Here is a 19,847-nt window from a genome sequence, read left to right on the forward strand (position 1 = left end):
TCCATGGCCGCCAGCGCGGCGGGCAGGTCATACGGGCTTGTATAGGAATCGGTGCTGCCGTCCTGCCTGCGGAGCTGGGCGGCAAGCTGCCCCGCTGCGGCAAACAGGCTCAGGTTTTCGCGCACGCTCAGGCCGGGTTTGAGTGCTTCCTGATGGCCCAGATAGGCAACGCGCCCGGCATGGGCGCCGCGGTCGTTTCGGGTGGGCTGGCCATGCCAGAGCAGAGCACCCGAATCCGGCTGGCGCAGCCCGGCCAGTACCCGCAGCAGGGTGGATTTGCCCGCACCGTTCGGCCCTGTCAGCAGCAGGGCTTCGCCCGTGTTCAGGCTCAGGCTGAGTGTATCGAGCACCAGCCTGTCGCCCCGGAAGACCATAAGGTCCTGCGCTACAAGGGCAGGTCTGTGTTGTGCGGAATCCGGCATGGCGTGCGGCAGGTGTGTGGCGGATTCACCCGGCGCGGCGGTGCCAGCAAGAGGCCTCTGACCTGACGGGGGAAGGGGCGGAGCGGCGGAGATCGGACTTCTCCTTATTGTTACCAAGGCAGGACTGGGAAAGCATGAAAGCTCTCGCTCTCGTGGTTGCTTACCCGCTTGTGCCTTTTACCAGTGCCGGTATGTTCTAGCCCCGACGGGATAGCAAGCCGATTGTCCGGCGCTGCCGGGTTTGACCGGACCGGACAAGGCATGACGCACCATGCGGCGGTGTCCTGAACGCATCACCAGCCATCGGCTGTGATCGGGGAGAGAACAACTATGAAATCGGTTGGGCACGATACACTCAAAACAGGCCGCACCCTTACGGTAGACGGCAAAACCTATCATTACTTCTCCATTCCTGAAGCGGCAAAGACCATTGGCGACGTCAGCCGTCTGCCGGTCTCGCTCAAGGTTCTGCTGGAGAACATCCTGCGTTTCGAGGATGGTCGCTCCTACAGCGTGGACGATGCCAAAGCCATTGCCGGCTGGCTACCAAAGGGGTGCAGCACTAAGGAAGTGCCTTTCAAGCCCTCCCGTATTCTTATGCAGGACTTCACCGGTGTTCCGGGTGTGGTTGACCTTGCAGCCATGCGCGACGGCATTGTGAACCTCAAGGGCGACCCGCAGAAGGTGAACCCGCTGGTGCCGGTCAATCTGGTGATCGACCATTCGGTGATGGTGGATTTCGCGGGGACGAAAGATGCCCTGCAGGAAAACATCACCCTCGAATTCGAACGTAATGCCGAGCGCTATGCCTTTCTGCGCTGGGGGCAGGAAGCGTTCGAGAACTTCTCCGTTGTGCCGCCTGATACTGGCATCTGCCATCAGGTGAACCTCGAATACATCGCGCAGGTGGCCTGGACGGCCAATGTCGGCGGCAAGGACTATGTCTACCCCGACTCCCTGTATGGCACGGACAGCCACACCACCATGATTAATGGTGCGGGCGTTCTGGGCTGGGGTGTGGGTGGTATCGAAGCGGAAGCGGCCATGCTGGGCCAGCCGATCGCGATGCTGATCCCTGATGTGATCGGTTTCCGCCTGACCGGCAAGTTGCCCGAAGGGGCGACCGCCACCGACCTGGTGCTGACCGTCACCCAGATGCTGCGCAAGAAAGGCGTGGTGGGCAAGTTTGTCGAGTTCTTTGGACCCGCTCTTGACCATCTGCCGTGGCCGACCGTGCGACCATCGCCAACATGGCTCCGGAATATGGCGCGACCTGCGGCTTCTTCCCGGTTGATGTGCTGACGCTGGACTTCCTGCGCCAGACCGGCCGTGACGAACATCGCATCAAGCTGGTGGAAGAATACCTGCGCGCGCAGGACATGTTCCGCACGAGTGAAACACCTGAGCCGGTGTTTACCGATATTCTGGAACTGGATCTGGGTAGTGTCGTACCGTCGCTCGCTGGCCCCAAGCGCCCGCAGGATCGTGTGGAACTGCGCAGCGCGAAGGTCGAATTCGAAAAGGAACTGACAACTTCGCTCGGCGTACCCGCAGGCGAGGCAGACAAGAAGGTGCCGGTTGCAGGCACCAATTACGATCTGGGTCAGGGCGATATCGTCATCGCCGCCATTACCTCATGCACCAACACCTCCAACCCGGCGGTGCTGATTGCAGCGGGTCTGGTCGCACGCAAGGCGCGGGCTCTGGGCCTGACACCCAAGCCCTGGGTCAAGACCTCGCTCGCCCCCGGTTCGCTGGTGGTGACAGATTATCTGAACCGCTCCGGCCTTACGGCTGATCTGGATGCCATGGGCTTCAACACCGTGGGTTACGGCTGCACCACCTGCATTGGCAATTCCGGCCCGCTGCCGGGCCATATTGTTGATGCCATCGAGAACAATAACCTCGTGGCTGTGTCGGTGCTGTCGGGTAACCGTAACTTTGAGGGCCGCATTTCCCCCAACGTTCGCGCCAACTATCTGGCCAGCCCGCCGCTGGTTGTGGCGTATTCGCTGCTGGGCACCATGCGCAAGGATATCACCACGGAGCCACTGGGCACGTCCAAGGACGGCAAGCCGGTGTATCTGAAGGATATCTGGCCTTCCAACAAGGAAATTGCCGACCTGATCGCCTCCGCCATCTCGCGTGAGGAGTTCATCAAGCGTTATGCCAATGTGTCCAAGGGCACCAAGGAATGGCAGGGGCTCAAGGTCGTTACCGGGTCTGAAACCTATAGCTGGGACCCCAAGTCCACCTATGTGCAGGACCCGCCCTACTTCAAGGACATGGCGGTGGAGCCGGTCGCGCCGGGCAATATCGAAGGTGCGCGCCTGCTTGCCCTGCTGGGCGACAACATCACCACCGATCATATTTCTCCCGCCGGTTCCATTAAAAAGGATTCCCCGGCCGGGCGTTATCTGATCGAGCACGGGGTCGATCCCAAGGACTTCAACTCCTACGGGTCTCGCCGTGGTAATGACCGCATCATGGTGCGTGGTACCTTTGCCAACATCCGTATCAAGAACGAGATGCTGCCGGGCACCGAAGGCGGGTATTCCAAGCATTTCCCTGATGGGAAGGAAGGCTCCATCTATGATGTGGCCATGGAATACAAGAAGGAAGGTGTGCCCCTGGTCGTGATTGGCGGCAAGGAATACGGCATGGGTTCCTCGCGTGACTGGGCGGCCAAAGGCACGTTGCTGCTGGGCGTCAAGGCGGTCGTGGCGGAAAGCTTCGAGCGTATTCACCGCTCCAATCTGGTGGGCATGGGCGTTCTGCCGCTGGTCTTCAAGCCCGGCACGGATCGCAAGACCCTCGGGCTGAAGGGCGATGAGACCATCAGCATCAAGGGCGTTGATAAACTCTCTCCCCGTATGGATGTGACCATGGTCATTACCCGTGCGGATGGTTCCACGCAGGACGTACCGCTTCTGTGCCGTGTCGATACTCTGGACGAGGTCGAATATTATAGGCATGGTGGCATCCTCCAGTACGTCTTGCGCGGGATGACGAAAGCTGCCTGACAGATTTTCTGCCCAGGGTGATATTCAGGCCACCGGCCCGGTTGATACCGGGCCGGTGGTTTGCGTTGAAGACCCTGTTGTTCTGCACGCAGAGCAAATTCATAAGAGCTTCGGCGAAGATGAAATTCTGGCCGGGGTTTCAATCGAGGTACGCAAGGGGGAGTTGGTTTCGATCATCGGCCCTTCAGGCTGTGGTAAATCCACATTTCTGCGCTGCCTGAATTTTCTTGAAAGACCTGACCGCGGGCGGGTGAGTGTGCTGGGTGTCAGCATCACCCGTGATGGCGGGCCGTGGCGGCGGGCGGATGAGCACGCGGCCCACAGGCTGCGAACCCATGTGGGCATGGTGTTCCAGAGCTTTAACCTGTTTCCTCATCTGACAGTGCTCGACAATGTTCTGCTGGCCCCCCGTGTGGTCAAGCGGGAGCGAACCGCCGCCATGCGCGACGAGGCCATGGCCCTTCTGGAAAAAGTGGGGCTGGGTCAGGTAGCCGGGCGGTATCCGGTTTCGCTGTCGGGCGGGCAGCAGCAGCGGGCCGCCATTGCCCGCGCATTGGCCATGCGTCCTGAAATCATGCTGTACGATGAACCCACTTCAGCCCTTGACCCCATCGTGGCCGAGGAAGTGCTGGGGGTCATGCGCACGCTGGATGATGAAGGCATGACCCAGATTGTCGTCACCCATGACATGCGTTTTGCCCGGCTTGCATCCGATATCGTCATTTACATGGATGCAGGCCATGTGGTTGAGGCGGCCCCGCCGGAGGAGCTGTTCGTCAACCCGCAGGATGAACGAACCCGACGTTTCCTGAGAACCGTATTATGAGGCAGCCTATGCCTGTTTGCGAGCCTGATGGTGCGCGAGGGATGATTTTCGACCCGCGATACGGTCATGCCGTATTTTCGGCTCCTGTGCTGGCGACTGCATGGGGTGCTGCCCTGCGCATGGTCGGTCTGGTGCTTATGGTGTGGTTTGTCGCGGCGGGGCTTCTGTCCGGCGGGCGGGCTATGGCGGCGCAAGACAAAGCCGCAGCCCAGCAGACCGTGCGCTGGGCGGCCGATTCATCGGCCGATGTGCCCTATACCTTCCACGACCCCGCCAAGCCTGAACGGTTGACCGGGTTCGAATACGATCTGATGCAGGAAATGCAGCGGCATATGGGGGTGCCGTTCCAGTTCGTGCAGAACGACTGGGACGGGCTGATTCCCGGCCTGCAGCGCGGCCTGTATGAAATGGTCATCTGCGGGATCGAGATGACCGCCGAACATGCCGATTCGATTGATTTCAGTGACCCCTATTACGTCACATCCGAGCGGCTGACTGTCCGCCGCAAGGGGCCACAGCTTACCACTCTGGCCTCGCTGTCCGGCCATGCCGTGGGCACGCTCAAGGATACGCAGGCCGCCCAGATTCTGGGGCGCAATCCAAATGTGGAACTGCGCACTTATGAAGAGGAAAGCGATGCGTTCATGGACCTCGTGAACGGTCGCACGGATGCGGTTCTGCTCGATGGCCCCATCGCCAAATATTATGGGGATACAAACCCGGCCCTGCATGTGGTGGGAGAACCGATCGGGCGGGTGGAATACGGTATTGCTTTCGAAAAGGGACAGAATGAGGCCCTGCGTGGCAGGGTGAATGCTGCACTTGCGGCCATGCGCACGGATGGCACCCTCCACCGCGTGCTGGCGCGGTGGGACCTGTGGACCCCCGAAATGGTGCAGTTGACCGGCGATGACAGCGTGCTGGATATCCCGCCCACAGCATTTTATTCCTATGTGGCTGAAATTCAGGGCAAAACCGGCTGGCGCGTGAAGCTTGAGCGTTATGTGGGCTTTATTCCGCAGCTTGTTCGCGCCGCGTGGCTGACCCTGTTGGTGTCTCTCAGCGCCATGGTGCTGGCTGTGGCTCTGGGGCTGGTGCTGGCGCTGGTGCGTCTGTACGGCCCAGCGCCGCTTGCGTGGCTGGCCGCCTGTTATGTCGAGATCGTACGCGGCACGCCTTTGCTTATTCAGGTGCTACTGATTTTCTATGGCCTGCCGCAATGCGGGGTGAGCCTGACACCGTTTGTGGCGGGTGTGATCAGCCTTGGCATGAACTATGCCGCCTATGAGGCCGAAAATTACCGGGCCGGGCTGCAATCCGTAGCCTTTGGGCAGACGGAAGCCGCAATGGCGCTGAACATGACGCATGTACAGGCCCTGCGCTATGTGGTGGTGCCGCAGGCATTCCGTCTGGTCATGCCGGTCATGACCAATGACTTTATTTCCCTGCTCAAGGACTCCTCACTTGTTAGTGTGATTACCCTGACAGAACTCACCCAGACCTATATCCGCCTGTCTTCCACCTATTTCGATTATTTCGGAACGGGGTTGATGGTGGGGCTGGCCTATCTCCTATTGGGGCTGCCTTTCGTGCGGCTGGCCAAACTGGCGGAGCGTAGGTTGGCATCCCCTCATACGCGGCGTCGCTAGATTAAAGCGGTCTGGCTTATGCGTCTGGCGCATGGGCCGTATGGGGCCAGCCGGGGGGCGGATGTATTGTCTCACATTCCGGCTTGCTGCAAAACAAAACGGTAAACCGGACCTGTCGCCTCTGGTTCTGGGGGCGTGCAGGGGGGCGGATTGTTGTTGCGCCATGGCATTGAAGTAGGGCGGGCGCGGCACGGTCCGGCGGATTGGGCGGCATTGTGCCGGTCTGGCCGCGTTCTGGGGAATAGACCGGGTATCCATGGACCTACTTTCTGCGCTCCATAGCTTTGTGCGCGTTGCCGCAACAGGCTCTTTTTCCGCTGTCTCGCGTGAGACGGGGGTTAGTCAACCCACCATTTCCCGGCATATTGCCCTGCTTGAAAGCCATTACGGCACAACGCTGTTTGCCCGGACAACCCGCAGCCTGACCATGACGGAAGATGGCCGCAGCCTTCTGCCGCATGCGTACGAAGTGCTGGAAATTCTCGAAACGGCGGAAACCGTTCTGGGGCGCAGGCGTGCCTCGGTTTCCGGTCTGGTGCGGCTGGGCGTTACCACGGCGTTCGGCCTGTGCCTGAGCCGCAGGCTGGGCGAATTGCTGGACCGCCACCCCGACCTGTCAGTCGAAATTGTCATGCGCGATGCGTTTGGCGATCTGGTGGAAGAAGGGCTGGACCTTGCGGTGCGCGTGGGCGAAATCGCTGTGGGTTCGCTTATTGCGCGCAAGTTGGGCATGGTGCGTAAATGTCTGGTGGCATCGCCTGACTGCATGGCGCGCTACCACATGCCCGAACACCCGCGGGAGCTGACCAATTACCCCGGTGTTGTCTATAATTACGGTAGTAGCTGGCTGGACTGGAATTTCGAGCGCGATGGCGAGGAAAGCGTGATTGCGCCCAGCGCCGTGTTCCGTGCCAATACCAGCGAGGCCGTGCTGTACGCGGTGGAAGCGGGGCTTGGCATTGGGCTTCTGCCTCATTTTCAGGTTCGGGATGCACTCAGGGAGGGCCGTCTTGTCCGGCTTTTCCCGGACTGGAATATTCCATCTCTGCCGTTCTATGCCGTGCATACCGGCCCGCGCACCCTGCCGCTGCGCACCCGCACCGTGCTGGACTTCCTGATTGATGTATCAGCCGACGTATTGCGCGATGATCCACCAGAGGTACTGGCACCCGCAATGGCCTGAAGGACGGGCGGCGTTAGCCCCGGAATCCGGGGTCTTCCGCCGCTGAAGCGGGTGGCGTTACCTGCTGGCCCTCGAACGCCTTCAGCAGGTAGGGCGACCAGTCCTGAATCCACTCATTGGTGCGCTGCACAAAATCAGAGACAGCAGCCGAATCCCGCATACCGGTCCGTGTCCAGTTTTCCGGCGCGCCGGGTGCGCGGGTGCTGCCGGGTGGGGCCGGGCTGGTGAGCAGATGCACGCTCAGAAAATCGGCACGGGAATCCGGCGCGCGTTTTTCAATCCGGTTCCATGCCGCATCCACCAGCACGCTGGGTAGCGTGTAGCCCTGAATATTCAGCCGCTCTACCGCCGCAGGAATAAAGAAGGGCGAGCTTACCAGCTGCTGCAGGGCAGGGTCGGATGTCAGGAAAAACCCGTTGACGATTCGTATGGGCGAGGTGAGCCAGCATTCCGAATGGCTGCCATCCATTGGCTGTGAGCGGGTCATGAAGGCAAAGGAGCTGGTGCACTGCCCCTGAATGGGCATGGTGTCCGCCATGGGCAGCGATTGTGAGGTGCCCTGCAAAATCAGCAGGCCCGTTACGATTCCATCATTCGTGCGCACATAAATCGCGGTCATGATTTCGCCGTGGGAAAGATCATCCTGATAGGTCAGCAGCGGGTGCCACTTGCCAGCGGGCAGCGGAATATCCTTGCCGATAAACGAAACCCGGCCTTCCATCTGGGCATCGACCGGGGGCACGGAAATGGTGCGGTGATCGTCCTGCGGGTGGAGTGCGTCATCACCATCCGCGCCGCTTTGCCCCCCCATGCCCAGTGCATGCTGGATACGTGATGTCAGCCCGGTATAGGCAGGCAGGCTGCTGGCCAGCCATGGGGCGGGCACCAGAACACTCAGCGCAGTGGTAACGCCGGTGGCCAGCACGGTGGCGCGCCATAACGGCGCACGGCGCCACAAGCGGGTGAAAGCGGACATCCGGTAAACCTAGAAACAGGCCCGCGCGTGTGCGGGCAGAACAGACAGGGGCAGCACGCCAGATATCAGGGCGATTTCTGGCATCAGGGCGTAAGGCGGGGCGAGAGCGAGTCAGACCGGCTACCGCCCGCAGCTTTGGCGGCAACCGTGCCGTCTTCTTCCTTGACCAGACGCACCATGCTGGCCCCCTGCTGGCGGGCGATAATCAGGGATTCGCTGATCATGTCTTCCACACCACGGGCGAGATCGCGGGCAGATGCGGCATCGCCCATGCGGCTCATGCGGCGCATGATATCCATCAGCAGGGCCGCGTCGATTCCGCCGGTCTCGACCTTCAGCCCGTAGCTTTCGATCATGTTTTCGATTTCCAGCGCCGCGACACGGGCAATGTCGAGTCCCTGTAGCGGGCGGAAAACAAAAATGCGGTCGAGCCGGTTCAGCACTTCGGGGGCGAAGCCTGCCTGACGCAGAGCTTCTACCGATTCGGCGCGCATGCGGTCGGGGTCGTCCTGCAGGCGGCGGGCAATATCGGCCAGTGCTTCCGTAGCAATGTTGGAGGTCAGAATAAAAATGGCCCGCACGGTGGAGACCTGCTGCCCGGTGGAGGCCTCGGTCACATGGCCATCGTTCCAGGCTGTCAGGAATTTCTTGAAAACATCCGGGTGGGCTTTTTCGATTTCATCGAGCAGCACCACGGCATCGGGCTTTTCCTGCAGGCCGCCGGTCAGCTTGCCGTAGGTGTCAGAGCCGACATAGCCCTTGGGCGAGCCGAAAAGCTGCGTTGCAGCATGGGGGCTGCTCATCTGCGTCATGTCGAAATGCAGCAAGGGGCGGTCAAGCTGGCGTGAAAGCTGCTTGGCCAGATAGGTCTTGCCGGTACCGGGCGGACCTGCGAGCAGGAAAATGCCAACAGGCTTGCCCCGTACCTGCAACGCCAGACGGCGGCGGAGCTGGGTTGCCATATCTTCGCATACCTGATCCTGCCCGATTACGCGGGCGCGCAGATTCGCGGCTAGTTCCTCGGCGTCGATCGTGGTTTCGCGCTGCTCGCGCGCCAGCATTTCTTCAAGGGCGGCGCGGTTGGTCAGTCTGGCAAGAACATCCATGATAAAGCCCCGTCGGCGGAGAAGGCCCTTGCGGGCGATTTTTTCAGAGCGCGTTTCAAACAGCAGACCGGCAATACTGAATGCCAGTCCTGTTGCTGCCAGTACTGGCCATATGGCCGCACCCCATTGCAGAACGTGTAAAAGTCCATGCAGGGACAGATGCAGCGAAATGGCGATCTGGATGCTGGCCAGCACCAGAAAGATGACCATCATCAGCGGCATGAACCGGTTCAGCGTGGGCATAAGGTCTTTCATTGCGCGATAACCGAAACATGCAGATGTTGCCCATTGGAGAGCGGCGGCAGAACCTGCGGGCCAAAAGCGGTAATAATGCCGCTATTGATGCCCGTTACCCCTTGGGATGAAAGGCCTACAATATCGACGCTGCCCGCCATGGCAATGGGCAGGATGACCGTTGTAGGCGTGGCACTCAGGGGAACCGTGCGCTGCCATGGGCCACAGAGCACGCTGACGGTGCCCCCCGTGCCCGCGGCATCGTAAATGGGCATGGCCAGCAGCCGCAGATCACGCCGTTTGACGGCAGCCAGAATATCCGCCTGCTCCTTGGCCGAGTAGCCCGAGGCCGCGAGGGCCTGCGCCGCCTGCTCGGGGGCGATCATGCGCAGTGGCATGGCGGACTGGCCCTGCACATCCTGCGTAGCGTTATCCTGTGTCGCATCGGTCTGTTTGGCCGGGGCCATGGCGTGAAAACCGGCCCACCCGGCGGCCATAAGACAGAACGCGGCTCCAAGCATGACCGCTCGCCCGCTGCGGGGCTGTATGGCGGGCTGGGGTGTTGGCGCGGGGTCGGCCGGTTTGTTCATGCGTGTATCAGCCTCCACGCTGAGCCGTTGCAAATATGCAGCATCATCATGCCAAAATCATGGCGATATTGTAGCACCGAACAGCAGATTTTTCTTCCTCTTGCGGTTTGGGGGCAGGTGTTCTAGAGAGAGCTTCATCCTTCTTCAATTCAGCCAAAAGTTTCGGGGGGTGGCCTTGACGGGCCGCCTGATTTTGCATTGGACACAGATCTTTCCGCCCATGGTGGCCTTGAAGGCCGCCTAGCCGCCATGATTTCCCCTGCTATTGAGGCAATGGGGTATGAGGTCGTGCGTGTGGCGGTGCTCGGGCGTGAGCGCCCAACCGTGCAGATCATGGCTGACCGGGCCGATGGCATGCTGATCAATGTTGAGGATTGTGAGCGCATCAGCCATGCGGTTGGCGCGGTCATGGACGTGGAAGACCCGATTCCCGGTGCATGGACGCTGGAAGTGTCCTCCGCGGGGATTGACCGTCCGCTGACCCGCGCCAAGGATTGGGAACGTTTTGCTGGCCATCAGGCCCGCGCGGAAATGCTGGTGCCGCTCGACGGGCGGCGGCGTTTTGCCGGTGTGGTGCTGGGCTGCGATGGCACGGCCGCACGTATGCGGCTGGATGACGGTTCGGAAGTGGCGCTGCCGCTGGGCGAAATTCGCCGCGCACGTCTGGTTCTGACCGATGCGTTGATCGAGGCCAGCGCGCAAATGGCCCGTCCCGCCACCGAAGGGGAGAACCCCGAGGTGAACGGGCAGGATGATACAGACGTGGATGGGGAGGGGCCGCAGGCCTCTGGTCCGTCCGGTCGCAAGGTGCATTGATGGCGCTGCCTGTTTTGGAGAGCTGAGAGCATGGATACCTCTGTTTCCCGTCCTGAACTGCTGCTGGTGGCGGACGCCGTCTCGCGCGAGAAAGGCATTGAGCGTGAAGAGGTTCTGGAGGCCATGGAGCAGGCCATCCAGAAAGCCGGACGCGCCAAATACGGGCACGAAAAAGACATTCGCGCCACGATCGATCGCCGCTCGGGCGAGGTTCGCCTGTCCCGCTGGACGGAAGTGGTGGATCAGGTCGAAAATGAAGATACGCAGATCGCCCTGTCGATTGCGCAGCGCTTCCGCCCTGAAATTCAGGCTGGCGAATATCTGATCGATCCGCTGCCGCCGATCGATTTCGGGCGTATTGCAGCCCAGACCGCCAAGCAGGTGATTGTCCAGCGCGTGCGTGAATATGAGCGCAAGCGCCAGTACAACGAGTTCAAGGACCGTGTGGGCGAAATCGTCAACGGCACGGTCAAGCGCACCGAATACGGCAACCTGCTGGTCGAGATCGGTTCTGCCGAAGCCCTGCTGCGGCGTGATGAACTGATCCCGCGCGAGACGTTCCGTAACTCTGATCGCGTGCGTGCCTATATCTACGATGTGCGTGACGAGACGCGTGGCCCGCAGGTTTTCCTGTCCCGCACGCATCCGGCGTTCCTTGCCAAGCTGTTTGCGCAGGAAGTGCCTGAAATCTACGACGGCATTATCGAAATCAAGGCCGTGGCGCGTGACCCCGGTTCGCGTGCGAAAATGGCCGTGATCTCGCGTGATGCTTCGATCGACCCGGTGGGGGCCTGCGTTGGTATGCGTGGTTCACGCGTGCAGGCGGTTGTGGCCGAACTGCAGGGCGAGAAAATCGACATCATTCCGTGGAGCCCGCAGGCTGCGACCTTCGTGGTGAATGCGCTGGCTCCGGCTGAAGTCAGCAAGGTGGTGATGGATGAGGAAGCCGGGCGCGTCGAGGTTGTCGTGCCGGATGACCAGCTTTCTCTCGCTATCGGCCGTCGTGGGCAGAACGTGCGTCTGGCCAGCCAGCTGACCCGCTGGGATATCGATATTCTGACCGAAGCCGAGGAATCGGAACGTCGTCAGGAAGAATTCCGCCGCCGGACCGCACAGTTTGTTGAAGCGCTGGATGTGGATGACGTGATCGCGGGCCTGCTCGTGACTGAAGGGTACCACAGTGTCGAGGAACTGGCTTATGCCGATCCTGACGAGCTGGGGGGAATCGAAGGCTTTGACGAATCGGTCGTGCAGGAGCTGATGCAGCGCGCAGAAGCTTATCTGGTGCGGCAGGAAGAAAAGCTGGACGACCGCCGCCGTGAGCTTGGCGTTGTCGACGAGATCGCAGGTCTGGGCGTGTTTACGAATCAGATGCTTGTGACATTGGGCGAAAAGGGTGTAAAAAGCCTCGATGACTTGGCCGATCTGGCAGGTGATGAACTGGTCGAGCTTCTCGGGCTGATGCCGTTGATGAAGAAGCCGCCAACGAAATTGTCATGGCAGCACGCGCGCACTGGTTTGATGGTGACGCAGGAAAGTCCCCTGAGAGCCAGGACGGCAACGCCTGAACTGACGCCGGAGTGAGTGTGGAGAGCCACCCCGAAGGAGGGGCCTGAGGCCCTGACCCTTGCGGATGAACGGAAAGCCAGTCATAGACGCTGTGTTCTGACGCGCGAGCAGGGGCAGCCCGAACTTATGGTTCGGTTTGTTCTCTCGCCTGGCGGGGTTGTGGTGCCTGATCTGGATGCGCGTCTGCCGGGACGGGGAATCTGGTTGAGTGCCCGGCGGGATGTGATAGAACAGGCCCGCGCCAAGGGGGTGTTTTCCCGTGCGGCGCGTGCACAGGTGGTTGTGCCGGAAGATTTGCTCTCCCAAGTGGAAGCAGGTCTGGCCCGGCGGATGATCGAGGTTGTCGGGCTGGCGCGAAGAGCCGGTCAGGCGGTCAGTGGTTTCGTCAAGGCGCGTGAATGGGTAACCCAGCGTAAGGCTGGTGTTGTTGTTCACGCTCGAGACGGAAGCCAGGAGGAGCTTGAGCGCCTGCTTTCAGGACGGCGCGATACTCCTGTTGTCGATGCGTTGACATCCGAGGATCTGGCAAAGGTTTTCGGGCGTGAGCGTGTTGTGAATGTGGCGCTGGCAGCCGGCGGGCTGGCTACGCGGTTGTGTTGTGAAAACAAGCGTTTTACGGGAGTGGCGCAAGCGCGCCTCCTGGGTTCACCGGACCTTTCCGGCGGACGGGTTTGAACAGGCGGATCAATGAGCGAAGGCAAGGATCAGGATCAGGGCAAGGGACGTCTGTCCCTTCGACCGGCAGGACGTTCGGAGGTCGGGCGTACGGTCGATGCCGGGTCCGTGCGACAGAGTTTCAGTCATGGCCGCTCCAAGGTTGTGCAGGTTGAGGTGCGCAAAAAGCGTGGCGCCAACCTGCTGGAGCGGGTGGCCGTTCGGGTGGTGCGCGTGCAGGTGCAGGGCGGACGCTGACAGCGGCCGAACTGGCCATGCGTCAGCGCGTGCTGGACGAGCAGAAAAAAGAAGCGGAACTGGCTGCCCAGCGTGAAGCTGCTCAGCGTGAAGCCGAAAAGATCCGTATCCTGTCCGCAGCGGAAGAAGCCCGCCGTAAGGAAGAGGAAGACAAGCGCGCTGCTGAGGAAGCCCAGGCCGAACGTGAGGCCGAGGAAGAGGCAGAGCGCAAGGCCCGGATCGATGCGATCCGCCCGCTTGAAATGAAGGCGCCCGTTGTTTCGGCCGTGCCCATTCCGGGTGAAGTCACGCTGGCACCGCCGGTCGGGCGTCTGCGCCCGCTGGCCGAACGTGCCATCATGCCTGCCAAGCCGCTGCGTCCCACACCCGCGCCTGCCAGCCGCCCTGCGGCTGATGCAGCGGGTGCCGCCGATAAGGACGGTGCCGCCCAGACCCTGCGCCTGCGTGGTGGCCGTGGTGCCGAGAGTGAAGACGAGCAGCGTCGCAGCAGCCCGTCTCGCAAGGTGGTGCCGAGCAACCGTAAGAGCAACAGCGGCGGTCGCAAGGCTGATACCGGTGGTGGGCGTCGTGCGGGTCGTATTGACGTGCAGGCCGCGATCGAAGGGGATGATGACAAGACCCGTTCGCTCGCCTCCGTGCGTCGTCAGCGTGAACGTGAACGCCGTCAGGCCGAGCTGGAACGCCTGCGCTCCGATCAGGTGAAGGTCGTGCGCGATGTTATTCTGCCCGAAACGATTACGGTGCAGGAACTCGCCAACCGTATGGCCGCCCGTCAGGGTGAGGTTATCAAGGCGCTCATGAAAATGGGTGTCATGGCGACGGTAACGCAGTCGATCGACGCCGATACGGCGGAACTGGTGGTTGAAGAATTCGGCCACCGCGTGCGCCGCGTGTCTGAAGCCGACGTGGAACTGGGTATCGAGGGTGTGGAAGACACGCCTGAGGAAATGGTTCTGCGTGCACCTGTCGTGACGGTCATGGGTCATGTCGACCACGGTAAGACCTCTCTGCTCGATGCGCTGCGCACCACGGATGTGGCTGCTGGCGAAGCGGGTGGCATTACCCAGCATATTGGTGCCTATCAGGTTACGCTAGCTTCGGGTTCGAAGATCACCTTCCTTGATACACCCGGACATGAAGCGTTTACGGCCATGCGTGCCCGTGGCGCGTCCATGACTGACGTGGTGGTGCTGGTGGTGGCAGCGGATGACGGCGTGATGCCGCAGACGATCGAAGCCATCAAGCATGCCAAGGCCGCCAACGTGCCGATGATTGTTGCCATCAACAAGATCGACAAGCCCGGTGCGAAGCCTGAACGGGTCTGCCAGGAACTGCTCCAGCACGAGATCGTGGTGGAATCCCTCGGTGGCGATGTGCAGGATATTCAGGTCTCGGCTCTCAAGCGGACTGGTCTGGACAAGCTGGAAGAAGCCATTCTGCTTCAGGCGGAAATTCTGGAACTGCGGGCTAACCCCGATCGTCCGGGCGAAGGCTCCGTGATCGAAAGCCGTCTGGATCGTGGCCGTGGCTCCGTTGCTTCGGTGCTGGTCCAGAAGGGCACCCTGCGCAAGGGCGATATCGTTGTGGCCGGGTCCGAATGGGGTCGTGTCCGTGCGCTGGTCAATGACCACGGTGCACAGGTGGATGCGGCTGGCCCGTCTATGCCGGTGGAAATTCTTGGTCTGTCCGGTGTGCCGGCGGCTGGGGCACCGTTTGTGGTGGTCGATAACGAAAACCGTGCGCGTGAAATTTCCGAGTTCCGTCAGCGTAAGCTCAAGGAACATCAGGTAGCCGGTCAGGTTGCCGCACGCGGCACGCTTGATCAGATGCTGGCCCGTATTCAGGCAGGCGATCAGAAGGAAGTTTCCGTTCTGATCAAGGCCGACGTGCAGGGTTCGGCGGAAGCGCTTCAGGTTACGGTGCTGAAACTGGCCAACGAGGAAGTGGGCGTGCGCGTTCTCAACGCCTCGGTCGGCCAGATTACGGAAAGCGATGTGCAGCTTGCCAAGGCGTCTGATGCCGTTATCGTGGCGTTCAATGTGCGCGCCACGGTGCAGGCTCGCCAGCTTGCGCAGCGTGAAGGTGTCGATATCCGCTACTACTCCATCATCTATCAGGTGGCGGACGATGTGGAAGCACTGGTGCGCGGCAAGCAGGCGCCCAAGCATCGCGAGAAGTTCCTTGGCTATGCCGAAATCCGCAGGGTTTTCGAAATCAGCAAGATCGGCAAGGTCGCGGGTTGCTATGTTACCGAAGGCGTGGTCAAGCGCGGTTGCGGCGTGCGTCTGCTGCGTGATGGCGTTGTGATCCATGAAGGTGACCTGAGCCAGCTCAAGCGCTTCAAGGACGATGTCAAGGAAGTGGCGCGCTCGTACGAATGCGGCCTGTCTTTTGCCGGGTATAATGACCTGCGCGAAGGCGATGTCGTTGAGTGCTTCGAAAGCGAACTGGTTCCGGCATGAGCCGACGGAACGGAACAAACGGCAAGACAGGAGGACCGGCGGGGTATCTCGCCGGTCTTTCAACATCAGGCCCCTCACAGCGTCAGTTGCGCGTAGGTGAGGAAGTCCGGCGTGTGCTGGCCGAAGTCTTTGCGCGTTCGGCTTTTCGTGATCCCGAACTGGCTGGTGTGTCCATTACCGTGACAGAAGTCCGGCTTTCGCCCGATTTCCGGCATGCCACGGTTTTTGTCACCCGTCTGGGCCGGAGCGATGTCGAGGTTCTGCTGCCCGCTCTCAAGCGGGTAGCTCCTTGGCTGCGTACGCAGCTTGCCCACACCCTACGGATCCGTACGGTGCCGGAGCTGCATTTTCAGGCCGATACGGCGCTGGATACGGCCATGCATGTCGATACGCTGCTGCGTCTGCCTGAGGTCCAGCGTGACCTTGGCTCCGAAGCGGCTGACGAGGTCGATGAGGATGACGAGGAAGATACCGCGCGCTGAGCCGCGTGCGGTAGTCTTACGGTTTTATCCATACTCTGTGGCCCGGCTGGGTCTGCTCAGGTTTTTTCCACATCATATAGCCCCGTGGGCCTTGCCCGAGTTGGCCCTGCGGGATTTCGCGTTCCGGCAGAGGCTAGGTGCTTGGGCCTTTGTGTGCTAGAACAAGGCCGTGCATGCCGTGGCAACCGGCTTGCGGACAGACCAGGCGTGATGCTCGCGCCGTTTGACGGAACGGATGAACCTTGACCGAGATTTCTGACCAAGCCGGATCACCGGAACCTTCAGACCTGCTGCCTGTGACCATTGAGGAGGAAATGCGTTCCTCCTACCTCGCTTATGCGATGTCGGTCATTGTCAGCCGCGCGTTGCCCGATGTGCGCGACGGTCTGAAACCCGTGCACAGGCGTATTCTTTACGCCATGCACGAAAGTGGGTTCACCCACGACAAGCCCTATCGCAAGTCCGCCCGTGCGGTGGGTGACGTGATGGGTAAATACCATCCGCATGGTGACTCCTCGATTTACGAGGCCATGGTGCGTATGGCGCAGTCGTGGTCCATGCGTGTGCGTCTGATAGACGGGCAGGGAAATTTTGGCTCGGTTGACGGCGATAGCCCGGCGGCCATGCGTTATACCGAAGCGCGGCTGGCCAAGTCTTCCACCTTCCTGCTGGATGATATTGACCGTGACACGGTTGATTTCCAGCCCAACTATGATGAAAGCGAGCATGAGCACGGTTCTGCCCGCAGCCTTCCCCAACCTGCTTATCAACGGTGCGACCGGGATTGCGGTGGGTATGGCCACCAATATTCCTACGCATAATCCGGGCGAGGTCATAGACGCCACGCTGGCGCTGGTTGCTAATCCGGCTCTTTCGCTTGAAGAGCTGATGGAGCATGTGCCGGGGCCGGATTTCCCCACAGGTGGCACCATTCTGGGGCGTTCGGGTATCCGCAGCGCCTATACGACGGGGCGTGGTTCCATCATCATCCGCGCCAAGGCCGAGATTGAGGAAATCCGCAAGGATCGCAAAGCCATTGTGGTGAGCGAAATTCCTTATCAGGTGAACAAGGCCACCCTGCAGGAACGTATCGCTGAACTGGTGCGCGGCAAGCAGATCGAAGGCATTGCCGATATCCGTGACGAGTCCGACCGTTCGGGCATGCGGGTGGTGATCGAGATCAAGCGTGATGCAACGCCTGAGGTGGTCCTTAACCAGCTTTATCGCTTTACTCAGCTTCAGACATCGTTTGGCGTGAACATGCTGGCCCTTGATGGCGGCCAGCCGCGCCTGATGGGGCTGAAAGATGTGCTGGAGGCATTTATTGCCTTCCGTGAGGAAGTCATTCTGCGTCGCTCGCGCTTTGAGCTGGGCAAGGCGCGTGACCGCGGGCACATTCTGGTGGGTCTGGTCATTGCGGTGGCCAATATTGATGCGGTGATCGCACTGATCCGCGCGGCGCCGGATGCCGCCAGCGCGCGTGAAGCGCTGATGTCCGCTACGTGGGATGCAGGCGAGATCGAACCGCTGCTGGCGCTCATTCATGATGACGGCAACGTGGTGGTGGATGGTCGGGTGCGCCTGACTGAAGCGCAGGCCCGTGGTATTCTGGAACTGCGCCTGCAGCGCCTGACCGGCCTTGAGCGCGACAAGATCCAGCAGGAACTGTCGGATGTGGCAACCCGCATCAACGAACTGCTCCTGATTATCGGCAGCCGCCCCCGCCGCATGGAAGTGCTGTGCGAGGAATTGCAGCGCGCCCGTGCCGAACTGGCAACGCCGCGCATGACCGATATTGCCGAATATGATGGCGATCAGGATGATGAGAGCCTGATCGAGCCGGGGCAGATGGTTGTGACCATCACGCGTGATGGCTTTATCAAGCGCACCCCGCTGGATGTATTCCGCGCCCAGAACCGTGGTGGCCGTGGCCGCACGGGGGCTGGTACGCGCGGTGATGATATCGTGGTGCGTTCCTTTAATGCCCATACCCATCAGTGGGTCATGTTCTTCTCTTCAGGTGGCAAGGTGTACCGCGAGAAGGTCTGGCGTCTGCCAGAGGCGGGGCCTGCGGCCAAGGGCCGTGCTCTGGTCAACCTGCTGCCCGATCTGGGCGGGGATGCCATTACCGCCGTGTTGCCCCTGCCGCAGGATGAAGGGTTGTGGGAAAGCCTGCACTTGGTCTTTGCCACGGCCAGTGGGCATGTGCGCCGGAACAGGCTGAGCGATTTCCGCAATATCCGTTCTTCCGGCATGATCGCCATGAAACTTGATGAAGGTGACAGCCTGATTGGTGTTGCCACCTGTCGCGAAGGGCAGGATGTGTTTCTGGCTACAAAGGGCGCGCGCTGCATCCGCTTCCAGATTACGGATGACACCCTGCGTGTATTCGCCGGGCGTGGTTCTTCGGGCGTGCGCGGTATCCGCCTTGCTTCGGGCGACCGGGTGATCAGCCTTGCGGTGCTCAACCATGTTGACGCTACGGTGGAGGAGCGCAGTGCTTATCTGCGCATGGCCAATGCCCGCCGCCGTGCTGAAAATGCAGCCGAAGCCGGGGATGAGGCTGCTGATGAGGCCGATCTGGCTACAACGGTGGAAGAGGGTGAGGATGAAACCGTATCCGACACCACCGTGCTGTCGGCCGAGCGCTTTGCACAGCTTGAGGCAGCAGAGGAAATTCTGCTGATCGTGAGCGATGGTGGGTTTGGCCGTCGTTCCTCCGCTTATGATTACCGTGTCAGCGGGCGTGGTGGTCAGGGCATTACCAACATGACTTTCTCTGCCTCCAAGCGGGGAACCGAGGTTGCGGCAACCCTGCCGGTTCTGGCGGGCACGGATGTCATGCTGGTGACGGATGGCGGGCGGCTTATCCGCGTGCCGGTCGATCAGGTGCGGGTCATGTCCCGTCAGGCTAGCGGTGTGACCGTACTGCGCCTGAATGATAGCGAGCGTATTACCAGTGTATTCCCTGTTATGGATGACGGGGATGATGAGGGTGAGGACGGTGCTCAGGAAAGCGGAGCGGATTCCGGCGCATGATAGCCAGACCAGCCGTGGCGCGCCGGGTCGGTTTTTACGCCGGTACGTTTGATCCGGTCACGACCGGGCATCTGGACGTGATCGAACGGGCGGCGCGGTTGGTTGACCGTCTGGTGATCGGGGTTGCGCACAACCCCGGTAAAAATCCACTCATGCCGGTGGATGAGCGCATGCTCTGCGTGGAAGAGGCCTTGCCTTCCATACGCCAGCGGACTGGTTCGGATATTGTGGTGGTGTCGTTTCATTCCTTGCTGGTGGAAGCCGTGCGGGCCAATGGCGCGACATTGATTTTCCGGGGTCTGCGGGTCTTGTCTGATTTTGACTATGAAATTCAGATGAGTGGGGTCAACCGCAGGCTGGATGGCGGGATTGAAACGGTTTTTCTGATGGCATCAGAAAGAACCCAGTTCATATCGTCCCGTCTGGTTAAGGAAATAGCCAGTTATAAAGGCGATATTTCCGAATTTGTAACACCGGCCACGCAGGCGCGCCTTCTGGCGCGGCTGGCCATGCGTGCGGGTTGAAAACCGATAACGTGTCATGGGTGTTGCTGTTATC

The 19,847-nt window shown here is 60.7% G+C and carries 10 protein-coding genes and 5 pseudogenes; 11 read left to right on the forward strand and 4 right to left on the reverse strand.

All coding sequences use genetic code 11. From position 1 onward, the window contains the following. Positions 1-356 (reverse strand): annotated as a pseudogene (locus JCM25143_RS17880) (ABC transporter ATP-binding protein); the annotation flags it as partial. A gap of 396 nt (positions 357-752) precedes the next feature. On the opposite strand from JCM25143_RS17880, the pseudogene acnA reads away from it, so the two are divergent. The 4 genes and pseudogenes from acnA to JCM25143_RS07850 all read left to right on the forward strand — a co-directional run bounded on the left by acnA (position 753) and on the right by JCM25143_RS07850 (position 7,103). Then, a pseudogene (gene acnA / locus JCM25143_RS17885) lies at positions 753-3,445 on the forward strand (aconitate hydratase AcnA). Positions 3,446-3,500: 55 nt separating this feature from the next. Beyond that, on the forward strand, positions 3,501-4,271 hold the full coding sequence (locus tag JCM25143_RS07840) for an amino acid ABC transporter ATP-binding protein (protein WP_025860658.1): 771 nt from the start codon (positions 3,501-3,503) through the stop codon (positions 4,269-4,271). 182 nt (positions 4,272-4,453) lie between these two features. Further along, positions 4,454-5,920, forward strand: coding sequence for an ABC transporter substrate-binding protein/permease (locus JCM25143_RS07845; RefSeq protein ID WP_408735030.1), 1,467 nt, complete (start codon positions 4,454-4,456; stop codon positions 5,918-5,920). A gap of 256 nt (positions 5,921-6,176) precedes the next feature. After that, positions 6,177-7,103 carry a LysR family transcriptional regulator gene (locus tag JCM25143_RS07850; RefSeq protein ID WP_025860660.1) on the forward strand — a complete coding sequence of 309 codons (927 nt, stop codon included), beginning with the start codon at positions 6,177-6,179 and terminating at the stop codon, positions 7,101-7,103. A 13-nt stretch (positions 7,104-7,116) separates the two neighbouring features. Here JCM25143_RS07850 and JCM25143_RS07855 read toward each other — a convergent pair whose 3' ends face one another. From JCM25143_RS07855 to JCM25143_RS07865, 3 genes are all read right to left on the reverse strand, one after another. After that, the gene (locus tag JCM25143_RS07855; protein ID WP_025860661.1) at positions 7,117-8,079 is read right to left on the reverse strand and encodes a hypothetical protein; all 963 of its coding nucleotides are present in this window, start codon (positions 8,077-8,079) and stop codon (positions 7,117-7,119) included. A gap of 83 nt (positions 8,080-8,162) precedes the next feature. Beyond that, complete coding sequence (locus JCM25143_RS07860) at positions 8,163-9,440, reverse strand: AAA family ATPase (protein WP_025860663.1); 1,278 nt, start codon at positions 9,438-9,440, stop codon at positions 8,163-8,165. Further along, complete coding sequence (locus JCM25143_RS07865; RefSeq protein WP_025860665.1) at positions 9,437-10,009, reverse strand: hypothetical protein; 573 nt, start codon at positions 10,007-10,009, stop codon at positions 9,437-9,439. The genes JCM25143_RS07860 and JCM25143_RS07865 overlap by 4 nt, the downstream gene beginning before the upstream one ends. A gap of 198 nt (positions 10,010-10,207) precedes the next feature. On the opposite strand from JCM25143_RS07865, the gene rimP reads away from it, so the two are divergent. From rimP to coaD, 7 genes and pseudogenes are all read left to right on the forward strand, one after another. Beyond that, positions 10,208-10,825: a ribosome maturation factor RimP gene (gene rimP, locus JCM25143_RS07870; protein WP_025860667.1), complete on the forward strand. Its 618-nt coding sequence runs from the start codon at positions 10,208-10,210 to the stop codon at positions 10,823-10,825. A gap of 30 nt (positions 10,826-10,855) precedes the next feature. Then, positions 10,856-12,393 (forward strand): annotated as a pseudogene (gene nusA, locus JCM25143_RS17890) (transcription termination factor NusA). Between the two features lie 16 nt (positions 12,394-12,409). Further along, the gene (locus JCM25143_RS07880) at positions 12,410-13,069 is read left to right on the forward strand and encodes an RNA-binding protein (RefSeq protein WP_025860669.1); all 660 of its coding nucleotides are present in this window, start codon (positions 12,410-12,412) and stop codon (positions 13,067-13,069) included. Positions 13,070-13,081: 12 nt separating this feature from the next. Continuing rightward, positions 13,082-15,768, forward strand: a pseudogene (gene infB / locus JCM25143_RS17895) (translation initiation factor IF-2). Further along, positions 15,765-16,250 (forward strand): 30S ribosome-binding factor RbfA, encoded by a 486-nt coding sequence (gene rbfA / locus JCM25143_RS07890; RefSeq protein WP_025860670.1) that lies wholly within the window; start codon positions 15,765-15,767, stop codon positions 16,248-16,250. Before infB ends, rbfA begins: the two are co-directional and overlap by 4 nt. Positions 16,251-16,492: 242 nt before the next feature. Further along, positions 16,493-19,289, forward strand: a pseudogene (gene gyrA, locus JCM25143_RS17900) (DNA gyrase subunit A). Further along, positions 19,286-19,813 carry a pantetheine-phosphate adenylyltransferase gene (coaD, locus tag JCM25143_RS07900; RefSeq protein WP_025860672.1) on the forward strand — a complete coding sequence of 176 codons (528 nt, stop codon included), beginning with the start codon at positions 19,286-19,288 and terminating at the stop codon, positions 19,811-19,813. The pseudogene gyrA and the gene coaD overlap by 4 nt, the downstream one beginning before the upstream one ends. The last annotated feature ends 34 nt before the right edge of the window (positions 19,814-19,847 follow it).

This window comes from Acetobacter papayae JCM 25143, assembly GCF_000613285.1.
GTDB classification, from domain to species: Bacteria; Pseudomonadota; Alphaproteobacteria; order Acetobacterales; family Acetobacteraceae; genus Acetobacter; species Acetobacter papayae.

Bases quoted from the DNA above. Each gene is read 5' to 3' on its own strand.
- JCM25143_RS07845 (WP_408735030.1), top strand. From the start codon at position 4,454: ATGGCGGCGCAAGACAAAGCCGCAGCCCAGCAGACCGTGCGCTGGGCG.
- JCM25143_RS07850 (WP_025860660.1), top strand. From the start codon at position 6,177: ATGGACCTACTTTCTGCGCTCCATAGCTTTGTGCGCGTTGCCGCAACA.
- JCM25143_RS07855 (WP_025860661.1), bottom strand. From the start codon at position 8,079: ATGTCCGCTTTCACCCGCTTGTGGCGCCGTGCGCCGTTATGGCGCGCC.
- JCM25143_RS07860 (WP_025860663.1), bottom strand. From the start codon at position 9,440: ATGAAAGACCTTATGCCCACGCTGAACCGGTTCATGCCGCTGATGATG.
- JCM25143_RS07865 (WP_025860665.1), bottom strand. From the start codon at position 10,009: ATGAACAAACCGGCCGACCCCGCGCCAACACCCCAGCCCGCCATACAG.
- rbfA (WP_025860670.1), top strand. From the start codon at position 15,765: ATGAGCCGACGGAACGGAACAAACGGCAAGACAGGAGGACCGGCGGGG.
- coaD (WP_025860672.1), top strand. From the start codon at position 19,286: ATGATAGCCAGACCAGCCGTGGCGCGCCGGGTCGGTTTTTACGCCGGT.